We start from the raw sequence: 23,502 nt of genomic DNA on the forward strand, positions 1-23,502 counted from the left end.
GGAGGCGCATCAAAGCCAGAATTCATCAGACTCCCCAAGCCCTGACGGTCAATACACTGACCGCGATCAGAACGACCAAAGACAGGACCACCGTCACCGAAACGGCAAGGCCGACCCGCCGGATCGAGCGGGCGTCCACCGAGAGCCCCAGGGCCGCCATCGCCAGGATGGTCAGGAAATGACTGGCTTGTGACAGACAGGGGACGCAAATCTCCGGCAAGAGACCCTCGGTACGCAGGGTAGCCAGACCCAGGAAGCCGATGATGAACCAGGGCACCAGCCGGATCAGTCGGGTGCGCCCCGGCGTGAAGGCCCGGTGGCGGGAAACGGCGAAGAGCAGCACCACCGGACCCAACAGCAGGACGCGGGTCAGTTTGACAAGGGTCCCGATCTGCACGCTGAGCGCGCCCACTGGAAACGTTGCCGCCAGAACCTGGGGCACGGCGTAGACCGTCAAGCCGGCCAGCACGCCATATTGATACTCCCCAAAGCCCAACACGCGTTCCGCCGCCGGCAAAGCCAGCACCAGCGCCGCGCCAATGAGGGCGGTCAGGGCGATGGCGCTGGCAATCTCTTCGGGTTCGGCGCGTATCACCGGTGCCACGGCGGCGATGGCGGAATTGCCGCAAATGGAGTTGCCCACGGCGATGAGCACCGCCAGCCGAGGGTTCAGGCCGGTCAGGCGGCCAATCAAGAGGCTGGCGGCAAGACCTAAGGCAACGACCAGCACCGTCAACGCCACCAGGCTCGCGCCGGCTGTTGCCAAGCCGTGGAAATCCACCGTGGCGCCCAACAGGACGATGGCCAATTCCAATAACTGCTTTCCGGCGTACCCAATCCCCGCGACATCGCTGCCGCAAATGCCCAAACAGTTGCGCCAGACGATGCCCAGCAGCAGAGCAGCCACCAAGCCTTCCAGCACGACCCGGCCCAACACCCAAGATTGATAGAACTGCGCGGCCAGCGCCAAAAGCGCCAGGGCGAGCGCCAAGGCCACACCCGGCAGCTTTCGTCTGAGTCCGAGACCCTTTGCCCTGCCGAGCTTTGCCTTCGGCGCCGCCTTTTGCGTCAGCCGCCGCCGATCCGAACCTCGATTTATGGTCGCTGCCATCGCCCTGCCTCTGTCGCTCTTGTTTTCGTCGGGCGCCCGGTCCTTTTAACACTGGAACCAGGCAAACCCTGCTGGAGTGACAGTTCAACAGCAATAACCGCTCCAACGATGGGCAAATTGGGTGCGCCTCACACCAGGCAAGGCATCGGCTGACCTTGAGGTTTGCCTCATGGCCTATCGGAGGGACTGAAAAATCAGGCGATAAGCGCCACTGGCGCGCACGTTCCTGCACTCCAGGAATGCAGCCCAAGGGGCGAAATAAGCAGTCAACTTAGCAAGCCAATCGAGACAGGCGACGAGAAATCCCCGAATATAAGGCGATCTGCCGCAGACAATCAGGCAAATGACTTAAATCTTCTTACGTCAATCCGCCTGCTGTTCGGCCATCGTCACCGGGGGGCCGCAGTCACTGCCCGGTCAAAGGCGCGGGCGCGCTTCAACGAGCGCGCTGCAGATACCGATCCAATTGATTGGCGAATTCCTGCCGGTCGCGCTGGTTGAAAGCGGAGGGCCCGCCGGTCATCACGCCGCTGCTGCGCAATTCCTCCATGAAATTGCGCATGCTCAGGCGTTGGCGGATGTTGTCGGCGGTGTAGAGTTCGCCGCGCGGATTGAGGGCGACGCCGCCCTGGTCGATCACCAGGGCTGCTAGGGGAATGTCCTGGGTGACCACCAGATCGCCGGCGCACAGGTGCTGGACGATGTAATGGTCCGCCACGTCGAAGCCGGCCTGCACCCGAACCGCCTTGATGAAGGGCGAAGGCGGGGTGCTGATGGACTGATTCGCCACCAGGGTCAGCGCCATCTGCTTGCGCACCGCAGCCCGGAACAGGATGTCCCGAATGACGGCGGGACAGGCGTCGGCGTCGACCCAGATGGGCATGCGGGCGTCAGCCGATGACCGTCATTCCGCCCATGTAAGGCAGCAGAACCTCGGGGATATGGATGCGCCCCTGCTCGTCCTGATAGTTCTCCATGACCGCGATCAGGGTGCGTCCCACCGCCAGGCCTGAGCCGTTGAGGGTATGCACCAGTTCCGGCTTGCCGGTTTCCGGGTTGCGCCAGCGGGCGCGCAGGCGCCGGGCCTGAAAGTCGCGGAAGTTGCTGCAGGAGGAAATCTCCCGGTAGGCCTGCTGGCCCGGCAGCCATACTTCCAGATCGTAGGTCTTGGCCGAAGAAAAGCCGGTGTCGCCACTGCACAGGACGATCCGCCGGTAAGGCAGGCCCAGTTTCTCCAGGATGGTTTCGGCATTCCGGGTCAGTTCCTCATGGGCCTGGGCGGACGCCTCGGGCCTGACGATCTGCACCAGTTCCCCCTTCTCGAACTGGTGCTGGCGGATCATGCCCCGGGTGTCGCGGCCCGCCGACCCCGCCTCGCTACGGAAGCAGGGCGTGTGGCAGACGTATTTCAGGGGCAGGCGCTCGGCCTCCACGATTTCGTCCCGCACCAGGTTAGTCACCGGCACTTCGGCGGTGGGAATCAGATAATAAGGCGGATCGCGGACGATCTTGAACAGATCTTCCTCGAACTTGGGCAACTGCCCCGTCCCACGCAGGCTCTCCGCGTTCACCATGAACGGCACATAAGTTTCCGTGTAGCCATGCGCCTGGGTGTGGGTGTCCAGCATGAACTGGGTCAGGGCACGCTGCAGCCTGGCCAATGGACCTTGCAGGGTGACGAAGCGCGCGCCGGTGAGCTTGGCCGCCGCCTCGAAGTCCATGCCCAAGGCCGCGCCCAGATCGGTGTGATCCTTGGGCGTGAAGGCAAAAGCGGCCGGTTCGCCCCAGCGGTGCATCTCCCGGTTGTCGGCATCGCTCTGGCCGTCGGGCACATCGGCGTCCAGGATATTGGGTATACCCAGCAGCCTATCTTCCAACTGTTGCTGGATGTCCTCCAGCGCCTGCTCGTTGCGCTTGAGGTCGTCACCCAGGTGGGCCACCTCGTCCAGCAGCGGCTGGATATCCTCGCCGCGGGCCTTGGCCTGGCCGATGCTCTTCGAGCGGGTATTGCGCTCGTTCTGCAGGTTCTGGGTCTGCACCTGGATCTCTTTGCGGCGTGCTTCCAATTCGCGGAACGCCTCGCTATCGATCGTGAGGCCGCGCCTTTGCAACTGTGCCGCGACTTCGTCCAGGCTGGTGCGGAATAAGCGGGGATCTAGCATGGGTTGTACATGACTCCGTGAAGTTCTATCGAGGGAGCGGGCTTTTGCCCGCTATAGCCGCGGCCTTCGAGCCGCTCCTATTCCTTGACGAAATGGCGCTGCGCTGGCCAACTGACGATATGGGGCAGCGGAAAGCGGCGGATCAAGGACTTTATCACCGCCTCCGCCCGCTCCGGCGCGTCGAAGAACTCGATCACCAGGGGCAGATCCAGGGACAGGTCCATCAGCGCAGAGGTCCGCAATTCGCCGCCGCCGGTAAATCCTTCGATGCCGCGCAGCACCGTGGCGCCCGCCACCTCGGCATCGTCCTGCAGATAACGCAAGACTTTTTCCATGAGGTGCTCGCTTTCGCGCACATAGATCCTGACCACTATCGCTGCTTCTGTCTTCATGACTTGTTTCCTTTCGGTTGTGCTCCCGCACGCAGGCCGCGGGGCGTTATCGGCGCAATGCCTGCATGCCGCCTTGAGAGGGATTGCGCACCACGCCGGCTTCCGTGACGATGGCATCGATCAGCCCGGCGGGCGTGACATCGAAGACCGGATTCCAGGCATCGATCACCGAGCCTTCGCGCAGGAAATGGCTGCCCAAAAGTTCTGTCTTGCTGCGCTGCTCGATCTCGATGGAATCCCCCGAAGGCGTTTTCCAGTCGATGGTGGAGGTGGGCGCCACCACCATGAATTTCACGCCATGGTGCCGCGCATTCACCGCCAGGGAATAGGTGCCGATCTTGTTGGCGGTATCGCCATTGGCCGCGATGCGGTCGGCGCCCACCAGCACCCATTGCACCTTGCCCGCCTTCATCAGCCAAGCGGCGGCGGAGTCGGCGATCAGGGTGGCCGGAATGCCATCCTGCTCCAGCTCCCACACAGTCAGGCGCGCGCCCTGCAACCAGGGCCGGGTCTCGCCGGCAAACACCGCAGGCCGCTCCATGGCCCAGGCGGTCCTGATCACGCCCAGGGCGGTCCCGTATCCACCGGTCGCCAGCGAACCCGTGTTGCAATGGGTAAGCAGGCCGGTGGAACCGGCCAACAGTTCCGCGCCCAGTTCCCCCATGCGGCGGTTGGCGCGAATGTCATCCTCATGGATGGCGCGCGCCACCGCCAGCAGGGCCGGCGTGGGATCGCCCGCGATGGACGCAATGGCCTCGCGCATCCGGTCCAGCGCCCAGAACAGGTTGACCGCCGTGGGGCGCGAAGCCGCCAGGATGCCGAAGTCTTCGGCGATGTCGTCTTTCCAAGCATCAGGGTTCGCCGCATAACGGTCGCGGGCCGCCAGCACCACGCCATAGGCGGCGGCGATGCCGATGGCCGGCGCTCCGCGCACCCGCATGCTGGCAATCGCTTCGGCGACGCCGGAGGCGCCGGCGAATTCCTCATACACGACCTGATCGGGCAGCTTGCGCTGGTCCAGCACGCGCAGCGCGCCATCCTGCCACTGCAGCGGGCGCACGCTGTCGACGCCGTCCTTCGGTTCACTCATGCTTCAATCTTGGGAAATGGTCTGTCACGCAGTGGCGAAAGGCCACCGTAAAAGCCATAGTTTACTGGGCGGGCGCGCATCCACCAAACCCGGCGACGCTAAGGACACCGGAAACTTCGCCAGGCCTGGCGGGTCAGAGAGCGTAAGCCCCGAAACCAGCCTAACTCTGGGAGATCAGCATGCGAGGACCCAAAAGCCTGTTTAGACGCCATTCGCAACCTGACCGCAGGAAACCCGTCGCCAACCTGCGCGAGCGCCTGCTATTCGCGGCGCTGGTCCTGTTGCCGTTGCTCTACGCCAATTTCAGCCTGATCCGCATGGGCTTCAAGCCGTCCGAGGCCGGCCTCAACGTCGAACTGGCGGAAACCACCGGGGTGGTCTATCTCGATGAGGAGGAAGACGACACCCCCGAATGAGCCACTGCCCCGGCAGCGGTCGCGCGCTGACGAACCGCTTCGAACAACAGCACGCCGGTGGCCACGGAGAGATTAAGGCTTTCCACCTGCCCGGCCATGGGGATGCGCAGCAGGAAATCGCAGCTGTCACGGGTGAGCCGCCGCAATCCCTTGCCTTCGGCGCCCACCACCAGGGCCAGGGGCAGGTTCAGGTCCGTCTGGTACACACTGCGCTCGGCCTCCCCGGCCGCGCCGGCGATCCAGATACCGCTCTCCTTCAGCCAGCCCAGGGCGCGAACCAGGTTGGTCACCTTGTACAAGGGCATGGTTTCGGCGGCGCCCGAGGCGACCTTGCTCACCACGGGGGTGATGCCCGCGGCCTGATCCTTGGTAACGATGACCCCGTGCACGCCCGCGGCGTCCGCCGTGCGCAGGCAGGCGCCCAGGTTGTGCGGGTCCTGCACATGGTCGAGCACCAGGAAAAATGCGTGACTTTGCAGCCCCTCAAGGGCATCGCGCAACTCGTTTTCGCCGCGTTCCTGCGGCAGTTCCACCTCCAGCACCACGCCTTGATGGTTCTGGCCCTCCACCATCCGATCCAGGGTCTTGCGGTTGGCCGGCTGCACGCTGATACCCAGGCGCTCCAGATCGCGCCGCAAGGCGCTCAGGCGCTGATCGGCGCGCTGTTCGTCCAACCAGGCGGTTACGAGCTTGTCGGGCGTGTTCGCGAGAGCCGACTGCGCGGCGTGCAGGCCGAAGATACGGCGGCGCGCGCTCATCCCTTGCGTGGGCGGCGGCGACGCTTGCGCGCGGTTCCTTCCTTGGCCTTCGGCACCGCCTTCAGCAATTCGAAGTCCATCTTGCGCTCATCCAGATCCACCCGCGCCACCAACACGCGCACCTTGTCGCCCAGCCGGTAGGTGACGCCGCTGCGTTCGCCCACCAGGCGATGGCCGATGGGATCATAGTGGAAGTAGTCCTTGTCCAGGTTGGAGATGTGCACCAGGCCTTCCACGAAGATATCGGTGAGCTCCACGAAGAAGCCGAAAGAGGTGACGGCGGAAATCACCCCGTCGAACTCCTCGCCCAGCTTGGACTGCATGTACTCGCACTTGAGCCAGCTCACCACATCGCGGGTGGCCTCGTCGGCGCGGCGCTCGGCGGCGGAACAGTGCTCGCCGAACAGCACCATGTCGCTGCCGGAATAGCCGAAGGCCTCCGGCGCGCGCCCCTCCAGGGCGTACTTGATGCCCCGGTGCACCAGCAGGTCCGGATAGCGGCGAATGGGGGACGTGAAATGGGTATAGGACTCCAACGCCAGGCCGAAATGGCCTTTCTTCTCGGGGCTGTAGACTGCCTGGGACAAAGAGCGCAGCAGCACCGTCTGGATCAGGTGCTCGTCGGGACGCCCGGCGATCTTCTCCAGTAGTTGGAAATAGTGCTTGGGCTCGGGCTTGTCGCCGCCGGCCAGGCTGAGCCCGACCTCCCCCAGAAAGCTGCGCAGGTCCGTCAGCTTCTCAAGGGACGGCCCGTCATGTATGCGCAACAAGTGCGGAACTTTGGACTTGGCCAGGAAGCGTGCCGCGCAGGTGTTGGCGGCCAGCATGCACTCCTCGATCAGACGGTGGGCGTCGTTGCGGCTGACCGGCACGATGTTCTCGATCTTGCGATCCTCGCCGAACACGATCTTCGACTCCTGGGTGTCGAAATCCATGGCGCCGCGCTCCTCGCGCGCCTCGTGCAGGAGTTGGTAGACCTTGTAGAGTTCTTCCAGATGGGGCAGCAGTGCGCTGCGCTTCTTGCGCGCCGCTTTGTCCTTGTCCACCAAGATCTTGGCCACCTCGTTATAAGTGAGCCGCGCGTGCGAGCGCATCACCGCCGGGTAGAACTTGGAGCGGGTGATCTTGCCGGCGCTGTTGAGCAGCATCTCGCAGACCATGCACAGCCGGTCTTCCTCCGGGTTGATGGAGCACAATCCGTTGGAGAGTACTTCCGGGAGCATGGGAATGACGCGCTCGGGGAAATACACCGAGGTGCCGCGCCGCTGCGCCTCCCGGTCCAGGGCGGTGCTGGGCCTGACGTAATGGGACACGTCGGCGATGGCCACATAGAGCTTCCAGCCCTTGGGGGTGGGCTCGCAGTAGACCGCGTCATCAAAGTCGCGGGCGTCCTCGCCGTCGATGGTCACCAGGGGCAGCTTGCGCAGGTCGATGCGCCCGGCCTTGGCCTCTTCCGGCACCTCCCGGCCGAGCCCGGAGATCTCTTTTTCCACTTCCTCCGGCCAGACATTGGGCAGGTCGTGGGAGCGGATCGCCACCTCGATTTCCAGGCCGGGGGCCATATGGTCACCCAGCACCTCGATGATGCGGCCGGTGGGCTGGCGGTGGCGGGTGGGCTGGGCGATGATCTCGACCACCACGATCTGCCCCTCGCGAGCACCCGAGAGATCCTCCGGCGCGACGATGAACTCGTGCACGATGTGCTTGCTGTCCGGCACCACGCTGTAGATGCCGCGCTCACTGTAGAGCCGGCCCACGAGATGCCAGGTATTGTGCTCCAGCACCTCGATGATGGCCGCCTCGCGCCGCCCGCGCCGGTCGACACCGCGCACGCTGGCCAGGGCCCGGTCCTCGTGCATCAGCACCCGCATTTCCTTGGGCGAGATGAACAAGTCCTCGCTGCCGTCGTCGGGGCGCAGGAAGCCGAAGCCGTCGGGATGGCCGAGCACGCGGCCCGCGATCAGATCCTTGTGATTGACATAGCAATAACGCTCGCGTCGGTTGCGCAGCAACTGGCCGTCCCGTTCCATGGCATTCAGCCGGCGGCGCAGGGACTCGATGTCCTGCTCGTCGTCCACGCCCAGAAGGTCCGCCAGTTCCTCCAGGCACAAGGGCACCGCCTTCTCCTTGATCTGTTCAAGGATCAGTTCGCGGCTGGGAATGGGGCGTTCGTATTTTTCCGCTTCGCGTTGCGCGTAGGGATCGTTGAGTTTGAAGTTTCGGGCCTTCTTTGTAGAAGGTGATGTCATTGATGATTCGTCCTGTTTTATCCTTGAGGCGACGGCCGCGGCGCAACGGTCGATGTCCCCTGCCGTGCGCGGTCCGGGGCACGGGGAGCGGTCTGCGCGCAGTGTCTGCTCGGTATCGCGAATGCCCGGAATGGGGCTTGCGGAATTCCCGCGCGAATGTCGCAATGATAATGCAGATGAGCCATCTTGGGGCCATAAACCCTAAAGGAATTTGGAAAAACTGCTTTTGCCGGATCGAAGCTGCCTCACGGGAATGGAAGGAATGAACCGCGCCAAGACAACACCTGCAAGCCCCACGGGCGCGAACTCAGCCCGCAATGCGATCGTGTACAATACCGACTTTGCCGTCAGCGGCCGCCCCGTGAACCCAGACCTCCTATCCGTCATCCGCCTGATCCGGCAGCGCCATGAATCCGTGCTGCAGGCAACGCGCAGTCCGTCGAACAGCGAGTCGCTGGCGCGCAGCCTGGTTTCCCTTCGGCTGGCGGAGAATGCCCTGCAAAAGGGCGAACTGCTGGCCCGCCACCCCGACCATCCCATCCAGATTGCGGTCATCGGGCCCACCCAGGTGGGCAAGAGTTCGGTCACCAACGTCCTGCTGGGAACCGACATGGCAAGGGTCAGCCCCCTGGCGGGCTTCACCGTGCATCCCCAAGGTTTCGCGCTGGGCACGGGCGATACCGCTTGGGCGGCAGCCTATTTCGGCCAATCAGCCACGCCCCTGGACCAGCTCAGCGCCGACCGCTACGACGCTTATGCCCTGACCGATGCGGGCGGTGCCGGACATGAACTCGCCCCGGCGGTGGTGTGGGACACCCCGGATTTCGACTCGGTCGACGCCGATGACTACCGCGCCGGAGTCCTGCGCACCGTCGCGCTGGCCGACGTGGTGCTGCTGGTGGTCAGCAAGGACAAGTACGCCGACCAGACCGTCTGGGACACCATGCGACTGCTCGAACCCCTGGGACAACCCACCGCCATCTGCCTGAACAAGGTGCCGGACGAATCGGCCGCGGCGCTTTCACGTTCATTGGAAGAGAAGTGGCGCAGCGTGCGCAAGGACGTGCCGGCGCCGGTGGTGGTGCTGCCGTATCTGGAGAAAGGCCCTGGGGCGTTGGTCGCTGCCCGGAACGCGCTGGACGGCGTGCTACGCCGCTGCATCGCCCGCGTACACCGGGAATCCCAAGGGGCACATTGCCAGGAACTGCTGCGCCGCCACTGGAGCGCGTGGACCGCCCCCGCCCGGGTCGAGCATGCCGCCCTGGCGGAATGGCGCCGTCATGTGGAGGAAGCCACGGAGGCGGGGCTTGCGGTCTATCAGCGGGATTTTCTCGACCACCCGCAGCATTACGAAACCTTTCAGCGCGCCCTGGCGGAACTCCTGACCCTGCTGGAAATTCCCGGCGTAGCCAGGGCCCTGCTGACCGCGCGCAGCATCGTCACCTGGCCGGTGCGCCAACTGAGCCGCCTGGGCCGCTCCCTGAGCGGCCACAAGGGCGAGGCCGGCCAGGAAATCGCCGTGCTGCGCCAGGCGGTGGATCACCTGCTGCTGCAGTTGGGCGAGACCGCCCTGGAGCGGTCCGAAGAAGCCGGCGCCATGCGCGACTGGTGGCAGGAAGTCGCGCAACTGCTGCGGCGCGAGCAGCGGCTGCAGGCCGACCGCAGCTACGCCGCCATCGCCGCGTACCACCGCGCCTTTCAGCCCGAGATCGAGCACACGGCCCGCCAGTTGTACGACCGCCTGCGTGAACACCCGGCCATCCTCAACAGTTTGCGAGCCACGCGCCTCACCACCGATGCGGCGGCCCTGGCGGTGGCCCTGCATACGGGCGGCATCGGCGTGCAGGATTTCGTGCTGGCGCCCGCCATCCTCTCGCTCACTTCCCTGCTCGCGGAAAGCGCGCTGGGGCATTACCTCAGCCGGGCGGAAGCCGAGCTGAAGCAGCGCCAGCGCCAGCAGGTCACCGAACTCCTGGGCCGCGAGCCGGGCTTGGCTCTCGCGCGTCTGCCCGAGCGGCTGCGTTCCGAAGGCCGCTTCCAATTGCCGGAACCCGCCTTGCAGTCCGTCGAGTCGGAAATTTTCTCCCATGCGTGAGTTCCTCGAGCAACTGACCGGCGAGGTGCGGCGCTGGGCCCTGGACGGGCAGGCCCAAGGCTGGCTGGACGCGGAGCATGTCGCGCGGCTGGAAACCCTGGAGACCCGTTCCCCGGCCACCCTGTTCGACGCCGACCTGCACCGCCCCCTGGTGGTCGCGTTCTTCGGCGGCACCGGCGTGGGCAAGAGCACCCTGCTCAATCGCCTGGCGGGAGAGGACATCGCCCGCACCGGCATCGAGCGCCCCACTTCGCGCGAGGTGTCGATCTACCTGCACGAATCCATGCGCATACGCCAGCTTCCCGCCGGGTTTCCCCTGGACCGGGTGCGCAGCGCCTACCACCGCGACGAGCAGAGGCGGCAGGTGCTGTGGATCGACATGCCCGACATCGACAGCACCGAAATCGGCAACCGCGATCTGGTCATGGACTGGCTGCCCCACATCGACGTGCTGGTCTATGTGGTCAGCCCGGAACGCTACCGCGATGACAAGGGATGGCGCCTGCTGCAGCGGCATTGCCGCGACCATGCCTGGCTGTTCGTCATGAACCAGTGGGACCTGGGAGATCCGCTGCAACAGCAGGACTTTCTCAAGCTGCTGTCGCAAGGCGGCTTCGCCGACCCGCTGATCCTGTGCACGGACTGCCGCCGTCTGGGCGCTGCCGATGATTTCGAACGCCTGCAGGAGACCATCCAGTCCCTGGCCGACGAGCACGTGATCCAACAGTTGGAGGCGCGAGCCCTGCAACAGCGCCTGGAGGACCTGCGCCACCAGGTGGCCTCATGCCTGGAGGACCTGGGCGCCGAGCGGGCCTTCGAGAACCTGCGTGCGTTCTGGTCGGATACCTGGGACGAAGCGCGCCGGACACTGCTGCGCGGTTTGGCCTGGCCCCTTCAGGAAGCCGCCAGGGCCTTCGTGCGTCACGAGGCAAGCCCATTGTTGAAGCGGCTCAAGCTCGACGGCGACGGAGACTCCGAAACCCGACCGGACAAGCCGGCTGCGCCTTCGCTGTTGTGGGACGACTGGGCGCAGATGCAGCTGCAGGATGCCCTCGATCGTCTCCTGCTGGAAGCCGGGGATGCCGGCGTGCCGCGCTCGCCGCTGCGGGCGGCCCTGCAGGAGCCGGCGCGCAAGGCCCGTGCGCGGGTGCTGAATGAAGCGCAAAAGAGCCTGCGGCTGGCCCTGGCCAATCCCGGCAACACACTGCAGCGCCTACTGCTCAAGACCACCGGGATCTGCGCCATCCTGCTGCCGTTGTCCGCCATCGGCTGGGTGTCCTACGACGTGGTCACCACCTACTACCAGAGCGCCCTGACCCACAGCGGCTATTTGGGAACGGATTTTGCCATACACGGCGGCCTGTTGATCGCCATCGCCTGGCTGCTTCCGTTCGCGCTGCACCGGATGCTGAAGCCCTCGGCCGAGCGCACCGCCCTGAAAGGACTGCGCCAGGGGGTCGAAGCCGCCCTGGCGAGCGTGGACGTGCAGGTCGCCAGCGCGGTCGAAGCCGTGGAGGCAAGCTGCCAAGCTTACCGTGAACAGGGCCATAAACTGCTGAACACCGCTACACCACCGGAATCCTTGCCTCAGGCAGCCGCCCACGCCTTGCTGGACCGTATGCTGCCCCGCCGCCGCACCGGCTGAGGAGGCCGCCCCCCCATGCCCACCGGCAAGGCCAATGTGCATCAGCTGCGTTGCGGCCGCATGCGGCTCATGGGTCTGCTGCACGGCCTGATTCTGGTCCTAGGCACAGCCGGCGCGGATGAACGCGGGATCGTGGTGGGTTCCGAGACCGCCTTCCTGCCTTACGCCGGCAGGGACGCGGAAGGGCGCTCCACTGGTTTTGCCGTAGAACTGCTGGACGCAGCAGCGCGGGTAATGGCCATCCCCACGCAGTTCCATCCTGGCCCATGGAACCAGGTCTGGCAGGGTCTCCAGTCCGGCGCGGTGGATGCTCTGCCCCTGGTAGCGCGCCTGCCGGAGCGGGAAGGCCTGGTGGAATTCACCCGTCCCCATACCTTTGGCTATGACGCCTTTTTTGTCCGCGCGGACCAGCCCGCCATCGAGCAGCTCGAGGACGCCCGCGAACTCAATGTCATCCTGCTGCGCTCGGACGCCTCCCACCAACAGCTCCTGCGCCGCGGCTTCGGCCCGAAACTGGTGCTGGTGGACGATCTGGCCGACGGATTCCGCCTGCTGGCCTCGGGGCACCATGATGCCGTGCTCGCTCCCCTCCTGCAGGGGAATTACCTCATCCGGCAAATCGGCCTGGGCGAAATCATCAAGCCCGGTCCCCTGCTCATGGAATACCGCCGGGAATTCTGCTTTGCCACACGCAAGGGCGATACCGCCCTGCGGGACCGCCTCGACCAGGGCCTGGCCATAGTCAAAGCCAGCGGTGAGTACGACCGGCTCTACCGCAAGTGGCTGGAAATCAACGAGCCGGTTCGTTTCCCTATCCGCTACGTGATCTGGGGCGCGGGCCTCGGTGCATGCCTGCTGGCCTTCATGGCCCTCTGGAATCGGCAACTGCAGCGCAAGGTCGCCCTGCGGACCGACGAACTGGCGCGATCTGCCGGAGCCCTGCAGTTGGAGCGGCAACGCCTGTACGATCTGCTTCAGGCCCTGCCGGTTTACGTGGTGCTGCTGACGCCGGACCATCAGGTGCCCTTCGCCAACCGCTTCTTCGAGAGCCGCTACGGCACGGCACGTGGACGCAGTTGCCACGACTATCTATTCAAGCGCGACAAGCCCTGCGATATCTGCCGGACCTTCGACGTGCTAAAGACGCGCGAGCCGGTGAGTTGGGCCTGGACGGGCCCTGACAGGCGGGATTACGAAATCCACGACTTCCCGTTTACCGACAGCGATGGCTCACCCATGATTCTCGAAGTGGGCATCGATGTCACCGAGGCCAACCGCGCCAAGCAGGCCTTGTGGGAAGCCAACCAGCTGCTGGAACAGCGGGTGGCGGAGCGCACCGCCGCGTTGGAACAGGCGCGGCAGGAGGCCGAACGCATCAACGATCTGCTGCGCACCACCATGGACAATGCCCCCGCGCTGATGTCCTATGTGGATCAGGAGACGCGTTATCGGCGCGTGAACCAGGTCTATGGGCAGTGGTTCGGACTCAAGCCGGAGGAACTGGTGGGCCGCACCATGCGCGAGGTCGTAGGCGAACGGATATGGCCGCTGCTGTCCCCTCACGTGGCACGAGCCCAGGCCGGCGAGCCCCAGGACTTTGAAGTGGAGGTCGATGACTCTCTGGAAGGTCCGCGTTGGATGCACGCCACCTATTCGCCGGATCGGGACGCCTCCGGACAGGTCCGCGGCTTCGTGGTGCACGTGCTGGATATCACGGCGCGCAAAAAGGCCGAGCACAGCCTGCGTGAGAGCGAGGAGCGCTTTCGGGCCATGGCCGACACCGCCCCGGTCTTCATATGGATTGCCGATACCGGCCGCCGGTGTACCTGGGTCAACCAGCAATGGCTGGACTTCACCGGGCGCAGCCTGGAGCAGGAAGTCGGCGACGGCTGGGCCGAGAGCATCCACCCGGAGGACCAGCCCAAGGTCCGCGCCGTTTTCCACGGGGCGTTCGAGCGCGATGCGCCTTTCGAAATCGCCTACCGCTTACGGCGCGCCGATGGCGTTTACCGCTGGATCGTGGACCGCGGCGTGCCGCGCCATGCCGAGGACGGCGCCTTCCTGGGCTTTATCGGCGCCTGCGCCGATGTGTCCGACGCCAAGGAGGTCGACCTGGCCCTGCAGCGCGAGCGCGCCTTCCTGCGCCAAGTGATCGATGCCAGCCCCAGTTTGATCTTCGTCAAAGACCGCCTGGGTCGCTTCCTCCTGGCGAACCGGGCGCTGGCGGAGGTCTACGGGACTGACAGCGAAAGCGTAGTCGGCAAGACCGACGCGGACCTCAATGCCAGCGCCGAGCAGGTCGCCCGCTTCCGCAAAGACGATCTGAAGACCATGGACAAGCGCTCGGTCACGCACATACCGGAGGAGCCTGCGGGCGGGCTCGATGGCAACCCGCGCTGGTTCAGCACCATCAAGGTGCCATTGCTGGAAGAGGATGGCAGTTGCAACAAGGTGCTGGGTTTAGCCACGGACATCACCCAGCACAAGCAGATGGAGGAGGCCTTGCTGGAGGCAGACCGGCGCAAGGACGAATTCCTCGCCCTGCTCGCTCACGAACTGCGCAACCCCCTCGCCCCAATCAGCAACGCCGTGCAAGTACTGGAGAACCCAGGACTGGACCCGTCCCAGGCGAAATGGTGCCACGAAGTCATCGGCCGTCAGGTCGCCCACCTGAAATTGCTGGTGGACGATTTGCTGGATGTCTCCAGAATCAGCCGTGGCGTAATCGTACTGAAGGAGGAATTGCTGGACCTGGCGGACGTGCTTCATTGGGCCATTGAAACCTGCCGTCCCCTGATCGAGGCGCGTCAGCACAGCCTGAGCACGCGGCTGCCGCAGGAACTCGTGCACCTGAAAGGCGACCGTGTTCGCCTGACGCAGGTGGTGTCCAACCTGCTCAACAACGCAGCCAAATACACCGACCCCGGCGGCCGCATCGAACTCGCCGTGGACACCGGGCAGGACCGGATTCGCATCAGCATCCGGGACAATGGCCGCGGTATCGATCCCTCCGCGCTGGCCAACCTGTTTGACCTGTTCTTCCAGGCGGACCGCACCCTGGACAGCTCCGAGGAAGGGCTGGGCATCGGCCTGTGGCTGGCCCACAGTCTGGCGCGCATGCACGGGGGCGACATCCAGGCTTACAGCGCCGGCCGGGGACAGGGCACCGAATTCGTGCTGAGCCTGCCGCGGGCATCGGCACCGCCGCCGGATGGCGAACCTGCGCCCCCGCCCGAAGCGCAGACCCGGAAAGCCCTTGACATACTGATCGTGGACGATAATACCGATGTTGCCCACAGCACGGCACTGATGCTGGGCATGCACGGGCATCGCACGCGCACCGCCCACGATGGGGAAACCGCGTTGAAGATGGCGCGGGAACTGCTCCCGCAGGTGGCGATTCTGGACATCGGACTGCCCGGAATGGACGGCTTGTCCCTGTCCCGGGCTTTTCGCCAGGACCCCGCCCTGCGTTCCGTCAGACTGGTGGCCTTGACCGGCTACGGTCGCGACGTGGATCTCACCAGCGGCGAAGTTGCTGGTTTTGACCGCTATCTCACCAAGCCGGCGCCGCCCGCCGAGTTACTGTCGGTGCTGGAGACGCTGGCCAGCGAGAAGGGCTAGGCCGAGCCGGGGCCACCGCGCCCGCGGCGCCCCGGCTGGCAGGTGGAGGGTCGCCCGTCATGCGCCGCGGCCAATGCCGAAGTAGTCGAAGCCCAGGCTGCGCATGCGCGCCGGATCGTACAGATTGCGCCCGTCGAAGACGGCGGGACGGGTGAGCGCAGACTTGATGAAATCGAAGTCAGGACTTCTGAACACATTCCATTCAGTGACGATGGCCAAGGCGTCGGCGCCCTTGAGCGCCGCGTCGGCGCTTTCGCTCAGCACCAGGTCGTCGCGCTCGCCATAGATCCGGCCGGTTTCCTCCATGGCCACCGGATCGAAGGCCTGAACCTTGGCGCCCTCAGCCCACAGCGATTCCATCAGCACCCGGCTCGGCGCCTCGCGCATGTCGTCGGTATTGGGTTTGAAGGCCAGGCCCCAGACGGCGATGGTCTTGCCTTTCAGATCGCCCTGGAAATAGGTCTTGAGCTTCTCGAACACCTTGAGCTTCTGGCGGTCATTGACCGATTCCACCGCCTGCAGCAGCTCCGCCGGGTAGTTCACGTCGCGGGCGGTGCGCTCCAGCGCCTTGACGTCCTTGGGGAAGCAGGAACCGCCGTAACCGCAGCCCGGATAGATGAAGTGGTAGCCGATGCGCGGGTCGGAACCGATGCCCACGCGCACCTTCTCGATATCGGCGCCGAGGCGCTCCGCCAGATTGGCCAGCTCGTTCATGAAGCTGATCTTGGTAGCCAGCATCGCATTGGCGGCGTACTTGGTCAGCTCGGCGGAACGGATGTCCATGCACACCAGGCGGTCGTGGTTGCGGTTGAAGGGCGAGTACAAGGCCCGCAGCAACTCGGTGGTACGCGGATTGTCGGTGCCCACCACGATGCGGTCCGGCTTCATGAAATCCTCGATGGCGGCGCCTTCCTTGAGGAACTCAGGATTGGACACCACGTCGAATTCGACCGCCTTGCCCAGTTCCTTCTGCACGGCGTTCACCGCGTCGCGCACCTTGTCGGCGGTGCCCACCGGTACGGTGGACTTGTTCACCACCACCCGGTAATCGGTCATGCGCTCGCCGATGCTGCGGGCCACGGCCAGCACATATTGCAGGTCCGCGGAGCCGTCCTCGTCCGGCGGCGTACCCACGGCGATGAACTGGAACAGGCCGTGCTCCACCGCCATGTCCACGTCCGTGGTGAAACGCAGGCGGTTGGACGCCATGTTGCGCTTGATGATGGCGTCCAGGCCCGGCTCGTAGATGGGCACTTCGCCCCGGTTGAGGCGTTCGATCTTGCCGGCGTCGATGTCGATGCACACCACGTCGTTGCCGACCTCGGCCAGGCAGGCCCCGGTCACCAGGCCCACATAGCCGGACCCAAATACGGTTACTTTCATGCTTCTTCCCCTAGTGTTGAAAATTCATTGGCGAGACCGCCAGGGCTCAAGCCGCTGGGAGCGCAGTCACATTCCAGGACGGGCAAAGTCTAGCCCAGACCGCGCGCTAGGTCCTCGCGCAGGTCCTGTTGGCTTTCCAGGCCCACGGCGACGCGCACCAGGCCGTCGCTGATGCCCGCCGCCGCCCGGTCCTCAGGGCTCAAGCGGCCGTGGGTGGTGCTGGCGGGATGGGTGATGGTGGTCTTGGTATCGCCCAGGTTGGCGGTAATCGAGATCAGCCGGGTGGCGTCGATGAGGCGCCAGGCCGCTTCCTGGCCACCGCGCACCTCGAAACTGATGATCCCGCCACCGCCGCACTGCTGGGTCTTGGTCAGATGATGCTGCGGGTGGTCGGGCAGGCCGGGATAGTGCACCCGCGCCACCCAACCCTGTTCCTTGAGCCATTGCGCCAACTGTGCGGCATTCTCGCTATGCGCGCGCATGCGCAGCCCAAGGGTTTCCAGACCCTTGAGGAACACCCAGGCGTTGAAGGGACTCATGCTGGGACCGCCAGTGCGCAGGAACGGGTAGATTTCTTTGTCCAGCAGTTCCTTGGGGCCGACCACGGCGCCGCCTACGCAGCGCCCCTGCCCGTCCAGGTACTTGGTGGCCGAGTGCACCACGATGTCGGCGCCAAGCGCCAGAGGCTTCTGCAAGGCGGGCGTACAGAAACAGTTGTCGACCACCAACAGACAGCCCTTCCCGTGAGCCAGATCGGCCAGGCGGCGGATGTCGGCGATCTCGGTGAGCGGATTGGAGGGCGTCTCCAGAAACAGAAAGCGGGTATTGGGGCGGATGGCGGCTTCCCAGGCGGCGTAGTCGGTGAGCCCCACGAAGTCGGTGGCTACGCCGAACTTGCCGAAATAGTTCTGGAACAGCAGCACGGTATTGCCGAACACGCCCCGGGAGCACACCACATGGTCCCCCGCCTTGAGCAGGCCGAAGCCCACCGCCGCGATGGCCGCCATGCCGGACGCCATGGCGATGCAGCGCTCGCCCCCTTCGAGAGCCGCCAGCCGCTCCTCGAAAGCACGCACCGTGGGATTGGTAAAGCGCGAATAGATGTTGCCTGCGGTCTTGCCGGAGAAGCGGGCCGCCGCCTCGGCGGCGCTGCCAAAGACGTAGCTGGACGTGGCAAAGATGGGATCGCTGTGTTCCTGCTCGGCCGTCCTGTGCTGCCCGGCGCGCACGGCCTGAGTTTCCGGCCCGAACCGGGACCAGTCGAAATCTGTCACCTATTGAATCTCCTATTGCATACTGATGTGCGGCGCCCACCAACCCGCTGAAATCGGGCCTTGCGCGATCCGTCGGGCAATGGCCGGGACCTGAACGGCCCACCCGCCACGGCCCAATGGAGCCAGCGCCTCAGGCGGTGTTGTGCATCTCGATGACGGAATTCTCCGCGTCGCGGCGCGATTTGGCCTGATCCGAACGATTGACGCCCAAGAGGTCCAGGTAGTCCTGGTTGATGTCGCCAGTCACGTACTCGTTGTTGAAGCAGGACGTGTCGAAGCGCCGAATCGCCGGGTTGCCCTTCTGAACCGCGGCAATGAGATCCGGCAGGTCCTGGTAGATGAGCCAGTCCGCTCCCAGTTCCTGCTGCACCTCGGCGTCGCTGCGGCCGTGGGCGATGAGTTCCTCGGCCGCCGGCATGTCGATGCCATAGACGTTGGGAAAGCGCACCGGCGGCGAGGCGGAGGCGAAATACACCTTGCGCGCGCCGGCGTCACGGGCCATCTGGATGATCTGCATGGAAGTGGTGCCGCGCACGATGGAGTCATCCACCAGCAGCACGGTCTTGCCGCGGAACTCCAGGTCGATGGCATTGAGCTTCTGGCGCACCGACTTCTTGCGCAACTGCTGCCCCGGCATGATGAAGGTACGGCCGATGTAGCGGTTCTTGATGAAGCCCTCGCGGTACTTAACGCCCAGGCGGTTGGCCAGTTGCAGCGCGGCGGTGCGGCTGGTGTCGGGTATAGGGATGACCACGTCAATGTCGTGGTTGGGCCGCTCCCGCATGATCTTGGCCGCCAGTTTGGTGCCCATGCGCATGCGGGCCTTGTAGACGGAGATGTCGTCGATGATGGAATCGGGCCGGGCGAAATACACGAATTCGAAGATACAAGGCGAATGCAGTGTCTTTTCGGCGCACTGGCGCAGATGCGGCTTGCCGTTCTTCTCGATGACGATGGCCTCGCCCGGTTTCAGATCGCGGATCAGCTTGAAACCCAGAACGTCCAGGGCCACGCTCTCCGACGCGATCATGTAGTCGGTGCCATGTTCCGTGCGCCGCTCGCCGTAGACCAGGGGGCGGATGCCGTAGGGATCGCGGAAGCCGATGATGCCGAAACCGGTCACCATGGCCACCACGCCGTAGGCGCCACGGCAGCGGCGGTGCACGCCGGACACGGCCTGAAACACGTCGTCCGCGTTGATCTTCAGCTTGCCCAGTTCCTGCAACTCGTGGGCAAACACGTTGAGCAGCACTTCCGAATCCGAATCGGTGTTGATGTGACGCTGATCCTGCACGAACACTTCGCGCTTGAGCGTCTGGGTGTTGGTCAGGTTGCCGTTGTGGGCCAGGGTGATGCCGTACGGCGAGTTCACATAGAAGGGCTGCGCTTCCGCGGACGTGGTGCAGCCCGCCGTGGGGTAGCGCACATGGCCGATGCCCATCTTGCCGTTGAGGCTGCGCATGTGCCGCGTATGGAACACATCGCGCACCAGGCCGCTGTCCTTGCGCATATGGAAGCGGTCTCCCTCGCAAGTGACTATCCCGGCCGCATCCTGACCGCGGTGCTGAAGAACCGTCAGGGCCTCGTACAGTTCCTGATTCACTTCTTCGCTGGAAACGATTCCGGCAATACCACACATATAGCTTACCCACGCTTGAAACGAAAATGCGCCACTGCGCCATGCTGGCCGCCAACCCGCTCCAGCATAGGCGAAATGGCCGGCAACGCCAGGCCCTGTCGCGCGCCCTAGCGGTACTTCACATACCCCGCGAGCCCAGCCGGAAGCTGATCGCGCAGCCAAAGGGCCAACTGCTCGAACGGCGGTATCAGTCGCGACTCCCGCCACCAGGGATCGTGCGGCAACGGTGTCACCCCCGCCAGGAGCACCAGCAGGGCGGCGATCACTATACCCCGCCCGACGCCAAACACCAATCCGGCGAGGCGGTCGGTTCCGGACAGCCCGGTGCCCGAAACCAGCTTGCCGAGGATGAAGCCCACCAGGCCACCGGCCACCAGGACGGTAAAGAAGACGGCGACGAAGGCAATCGCCTGGCGTGCCGACGGTAAGGGTACGATGGGCTCCAGATGCACCGCGAAATGCCGGCTGTAGTTCAATCCCAGCCAGACCGCCGCGGCCCACAAGAACAGGGAAAACACCTCGCGCACCAGGCCGCGAAACAGACCGATCAGGGCCGAAAGGCCGACCAGCCCGAGCAAGCACCAGTCAGCCCAGTTCAAGCCCTGGGCAAAGCCAGCCCAGGCGGGGCTGTTCTTGATGAGTTCGGGCAAGGCTCAGGGCCCATCAGCGGTGTGGGACGATGATCCCCTTCAGGCCGGTGCTGCCCTCGATCTGCTTCTGCATCTGCTCGGCGCGGCCGCGGTCCAGTTCAGGCCCCACCTTCACCCGGAACAGGGTGCCGCTGGCTCCCTGCACCTTCTCCATATAAGCCGGATACTTGGACTGGCGCAGCTTCTCCACCAGGGCGCTGGCCTTGGCTTCCACGGCGAAGCTGCCGGTCTGCACCACCCAGGCGGGCGCCGGGGCGCTCTTCTCGCCGGCGGGCTTGGCGGGCGGCTTGACCGCCGCAGTCTTCTCCTTGGCGGTGGTGCTCTTCTGCGGTGCTGGCGTCGCGGCAGGCTTGGCCTTTTTTGCGTCCTTCACCGCCGGCGTATCCAGTTTCTCCAGTCTGACCGGGCGCGGGGTCGGGACAGCCTCATCACCATCCGGCGGCTCGGCCGAGGCTGCCGCCTCCTCGCCCGCACCGTCATCTTCGCCCACGGCCGCTTCCTCCCCCTCGCCCTCGGCGGGGGGCGCGGCGCCCTTGGCTTTTGCCGCGGGCTGCGGTTCATCGGTGAGCGGAATGATCTTGTAGCCGGATTCCGGGATCGCGTCCTTATCCTTCTCTTCCATGTCCTCCGCCGACTTGGGCAATTCGATCGGCTTGGTCTCCACCACTTCCTCCGGTATGGGTGGAATCCCCTCCGGCGCCCCGGTGCTGTGCTCTCCCGCCTTGTCGAACAACATGGGAACAAAAATCACGACGAGAGCGACGAGCACCGTCACCCCGATCAATCGCTGCTTGAGTTGCTGGTCCATGACCTATCCTCGAAAGTTCAGCTAGCAAAAGTCAAATATTCCGACACCAGGAAGAACGACCCGAACACCACGATCAGGTCGCCTTCCGCCGCATCGCGCGATGCCGCCGCAAATGCGGCCGCCGCATCGGGAAACCCACCCCGGGCCGATTCAACCCCGGCCCGGCCCAGGGCCTCGCGCAGCAGGGCTTCGTCCGCCGCCCGAGGCATTTTCAAGGGCGCGAGATACCAGTGTCGGACCTGGGGCCGGATATGTGCGATCACGGCATCGATATCCTTGTCGCGCATGATGGCGAACACCGCCCGCACAACACGGCCGGGAAACTCGCGGGCCAGATAGTCCGCCAGAATCCTGACCGACTGCGAATTGTGCGCGACGTCCAACAGCACCGGGACCGTACCGCCCAGGTACTGAAAGCGCCCGGGCAGGCTGACCTCGGTAAGGCCGCGGCGCACCGCCGTCTCGCTCACCGGTAAACGCGGCGCCACCGCCGCCAGCAACTGCAGCACCGCGCTGGCGTTGAGCAATTGATGATCGCCCTTGACCGCGGGTCGTGGCAGATCATTAAGGCGCCATCCCGCGCCCTGCCAGGACCAGCAGGCGCCCTCCACTGTGAAGTGAAAGTCGCGGCCTTGGCAGGCCAAGGCGATCCCGGCAGCTTCGGCATGCGCCAGCAGTTCGGCCGGCGGCTGCGGATCGCCCACGATCGCAGGCCGACCGGCACGGAATATGCCTACTTTCTCCAGGGCAATGGCGGCCCGCGTGTCTCCCAACCAGTCCTGATGATCGATGTCGATGCTGGCGATGAGCGCGCCATCGGCATCCAACAGGTTCACGGCATCCAACCGTCCGCCCAGTCCCACTTCCAGAATTTGCACATCCAGGCCGGCCTTGGAAAAGATGTCCAGGGCCGCTAGGGTACCGAATTCGAAAAAACTCAGGCTGGTATCACCCCGCGCCTGATCGATGCGCTGGAAGGCCGCGCATAGGACGTCATCATCGGCACTCACGCCGTCGATACGGATACGTTCGTTATAGCGCAACAGGTGCGGCGAGGTATAGGTGCCGACTCGATAGCCCTCGGCCCGCAAAATGGCATTCAACAAGGCCACGCAGGAACCCTTGCCGTTGGTGCCCCCCACCGTGAGGGTAAAAGGCAGCTTCGGCAAATCCAGGCGCTGGAATACCTGACGCACCCGCGCCAGGCCCAGATCGATAGCCTTGGGATGCAACGATTCCTGCCAGACCAGCCAGTCGTCCAGCGTGGAAAAACGCATTAATTCAGGCTTTGCCGTTCGCTTTCGTGTTTTTCTCGGCGGCGCCGTTCAGGGCCTGACGCCGCAGACCGTCACCGTGCATGAAGATGTCCAGCAGGCTCGCAACCCTGTCGCGCATCTCGCGGCGGTCGACGATCATGTCGACGGCGCCGTGCTCCAGCAGGAACTCGCTGCGCTGAAAACCCTCGGGCAGTTTTTCGCGGACCGTCTGCTCGATCACGCGGGGACCGGCGAAACCGATCAGGGCGCCCGGCTCGGCGATATTCACATCGCCCAGCATGGCCAGGCTGGCAGAAACCCCGCCCATGGTGGGATCTGTCATGACCGATATGAAGGGCAGTCCCTCGTCCGCCATGGCCGCCAGCACCGCGCTGGTCTTGGCCATCTGAAACAGGGACATGAGGGATTCCTGCATGCGGGCGCCGCCGCTGGCCGAGAAGCAGACAAAAGGCAGGCGCTCGTCCAGGCAAATGTCGGCGCCACGCACGAAGCGCTCGCCCACCACCGAGCCCATGGAGCCGCCCATGAACTCGAAGTTGAAGGCCGCGGCCACCAGCGGGCGCCCCTTCAGGCTGCCGCGTCCGACTACCATGGCATCCTTCTCGCCCGTGGACTTCTGTGCCTGGGTCAGGCGGTCCTTGTACTTCTTACTGTCCTTGAACTTCAGCGGGTCGATGGGGCTGAGCCCAGCGCCCACTTCCTCGAAGGTCCCTTGGTCCAGAAACGAGAGCAGGCGCTTGCGCCCGTGAATGCGCATGTGATGGCCGCACTTGGGGCAGACATCCAGATTGCGCTCCAACTCCACCTTGTAGAGGATGGCGTTGCAGGCCGTGCATTTGCACCAAAGGCCTTCGGGCACCGCGCTCTTGGATGAGGCCTCGGTGCGTATCTTGGATGTGACCAGTTTGTTGAACCAGCTGCTCACGGGT

At 64.8% G+C, this 23,502-nt stretch carries 18 protein-coding genes; 4 read left to right on the top strand and 14 right to left on the bottom strand.

The genetic code is table 11. The features are described 5' to 3' along the window. Nucleotides 1-25 precede the first annotated feature (25 nt). From EK23_RS08055 to mtnA, 5 genes are all read right to left on the bottom strand, one after another. On the bottom strand, nt 26-1,111 hold the full coding sequence (locus tag EK23_RS08055; RefSeq protein WP_082054035.1) for a YeiH family protein: 1,086 nt from the start codon (nt 1,109-1,111) through the stop codon (nt 26-28). Between the two features lie 436 nt (nt 1,112-1,547). Beyond that, nucleotides 1,548-1,994 (bottom strand): YaiI/YqxD family protein, encoded by a 447-nt coding sequence (locus EK23_RS08060; protein ID WP_045224829.1) that lies wholly within the window; start codon nt 1,992-1,994, stop codon nt 1,548-1,550. 7 nt (nt 1,995-2,001) lie between these two features. Then, a complete protein-coding gene (gene serS, locus EK23_RS08065) occupies nt 2,002-3,273 on the bottom strand; it encodes a serine--tRNA ligase (RefSeq protein WP_045224830.1) in 1,272 nt (423 codons plus the stop codon). A 77-nt stretch (nt 3,274-3,350) separates the two neighbouring features. After that, a complete protein-coding gene (locus EK23_RS08070) occupies nt 3,351-3,665 on the bottom strand; it encodes a DUF190 domain-containing protein (protein ID WP_045224831.1) in 315 nt (104 codons plus the stop codon). Nucleotides 3,666-3,711: 46 nt separating this feature from the next. Beyond that, the gene (mtnA, locus tag EK23_RS08075) at nt 3,712-4,755 is read right to left on the bottom strand and encodes an S-methyl-5-thioribose-1-phosphate isomerase (RefSeq protein ID WP_045224832.1); all 1,044 of its coding nucleotides are present in this window, start codon (nt 4,753-4,755) and stop codon (nt 3,712-3,714) included. Nucleotides 4,756-4,934: 179 nt separating this feature from the next. Between mtnA and EK23_RS08080 the strand changes: the two genes are divergently transcribed. Next, on the top strand, nt 4,935-5,171 hold the full coding sequence (locus EK23_RS08080; RefSeq protein WP_045224833.1) for a hypothetical protein: 237 nt from the start codon (nt 4,935-4,937) through the stop codon (nt 5,169-5,171). Here the strand turns inward: EK23_RS08080 and rlmB are convergent. Together rlmB and rnr are read right to left on the bottom strand one after the other, a co-directional pair. After that, nucleotides 5,135-5,929, bottom strand: a complete 795-nt coding sequence (gene rlmB / locus EK23_RS08085) for a 23S rRNA (guanosine(2251)-2'-O)-methyltransferase RlmB (RefSeq protein ID WP_045224834.1) — start codon at nt 5,927-5,929, stop codon at nt 5,135-5,137. The genes EK23_RS08080 and rlmB overlap by 37 nt on opposite strands. Then, nucleotides 5,926-8,178, bottom strand: a complete 2,253-nt coding sequence (gene rnr / locus EK23_RS08090; RefSeq protein WP_045224835.1) for a ribonuclease R — start codon at nt 8,176-8,178, stop codon at nt 5,926-5,928. The genes rlmB and rnr overlap by 4 nt, the downstream gene beginning before the upstream one ends. Nucleotides 8,179-8,440: 262 nt before the next feature. On the opposite strand from rnr, the gene EK23_RS08095 reads away from it, so the two are divergent. From EK23_RS08095 to EK23_RS08105, 3 genes are read left to right on the top strand one after another with little or no spacing between them, the layout of a single operon-like run. Beyond that, a complete protein-coding gene (locus EK23_RS08095) occupies nt 8,441-10,273 on the top strand; it encodes a GTPase domain-containing protein (protein WP_052808036.1) in 1,833 nt (610 codons plus the stop codon). After that, on the top strand, nt 10,266-11,918 hold the full coding sequence (locus EK23_RS08100) for a GTPase (RefSeq protein ID WP_052808037.1): 1,653 nt from the start codon (nt 10,266-10,268) through the stop codon (nt 11,916-11,918). Before EK23_RS08095 ends, EK23_RS08100 begins: the two co-directional genes overlap by 8 nt. Nucleotides 11,919-11,933: 15 nt before the next feature. Continuing rightward, nucleotides 11,934-15,542 carry a PAS domain-containing protein gene (locus EK23_RS08105; RefSeq protein WP_052808038.1) on the top strand — a complete coding sequence of 1,203 codons (3,609 nt, stop codon included), beginning with the start codon at nt 11,934-11,936 and terminating at the stop codon, nt 15,540-15,542. Between the two features lie 57 nt (nt 15,543-15,599). Here the strand turns inward: EK23_RS08105 and EK23_RS08110 are convergent, their stop codons facing one another. The 7 genes from EK23_RS08110 to accD form a co-directional block, all read right to left on the bottom strand. Continuing rightward, nucleotides 15,600-16,925, bottom strand: coding sequence for a UDP-glucose dehydrogenase family protein (locus EK23_RS08110; protein ID WP_045224836.1), 1,326 nt, complete (start codon nt 16,923-16,925; stop codon nt 15,600-15,602). 89 nt (nt 16,926-17,014) lie between these two features. Continuing rightward, nucleotides 17,015-18,199: an O-succinylhomoserine sulfhydrylase gene (locus tag EK23_RS08115; RefSeq protein WP_045224837.1), complete on the bottom strand. Its 1,185-nt coding sequence runs from the start codon at nt 18,197-18,199 to the stop codon at nt 17,015-17,017. Between the two features lie 130 nt (nt 18,200-18,329). Then, entirely contained in the window at nt 18,330-19,838 is a 1,509-nt protein-coding gene (gene purF, locus EK23_RS08120; protein WP_045224838.1) for an amidophosphoribosyltransferase, read from the bottom strand. A 107-nt stretch (nt 19,839-19,945) separates the two neighbouring features. After that, on the bottom strand, nt 19,946-20,488 hold the full coding sequence (locus EK23_RS08125) for a CvpA family protein (protein WP_052808039.1): 543 nt from the start codon (nt 20,486-20,488) through the stop codon (nt 19,946-19,948). A 13-nt stretch (nt 20,489-20,501) separates the two neighbouring features. Next, nucleotides 20,502-21,296 carry an SPOR domain-containing protein gene (locus EK23_RS08130; RefSeq protein ID WP_045224839.1) on the bottom strand — a complete coding sequence of 265 codons (795 nt, stop codon included), beginning with the start codon at nt 21,294-21,296 and terminating at the stop codon, nt 20,502-20,504. Nucleotides 21,297-21,313: 17 nt separating this feature from the next. Beyond that, complete coding sequence (gene folC, locus EK23_RS08135) at nt 21,314-22,573, bottom strand: bifunctional tetrahydrofolate synthase/dihydrofolate synthase (RefSeq protein ID WP_045224840.1); 1,260 nt, start codon at nt 22,571-22,573, stop codon at nt 21,314-21,316. A gap of 4 nt (nt 22,574-22,577) precedes the next feature. Then, nucleotides 22,578-23,498: an acetyl-CoA carboxylase, carboxyltransferase subunit beta gene (accD, locus tag EK23_RS08140; RefSeq protein ID WP_082054037.1), complete on the bottom strand. Its 921-nt coding sequence runs from the start codon at nt 23,496-23,498 to the stop codon at nt 22,578-22,580. Between the last annotated feature and the right edge of the window lie 4 nt (nt 23,499-23,502).

The sequence above is a fragment of the Methyloterricola oryzae genome, assembly GCF_000934725.1.
In the GTDB taxonomy this organism is placed as follows: Bacteria; Pseudomonadota; Gammaproteobacteria; order Methylococcales; family Methylococcaceae; genus Methyloterricola; species Methyloterricola oryzae.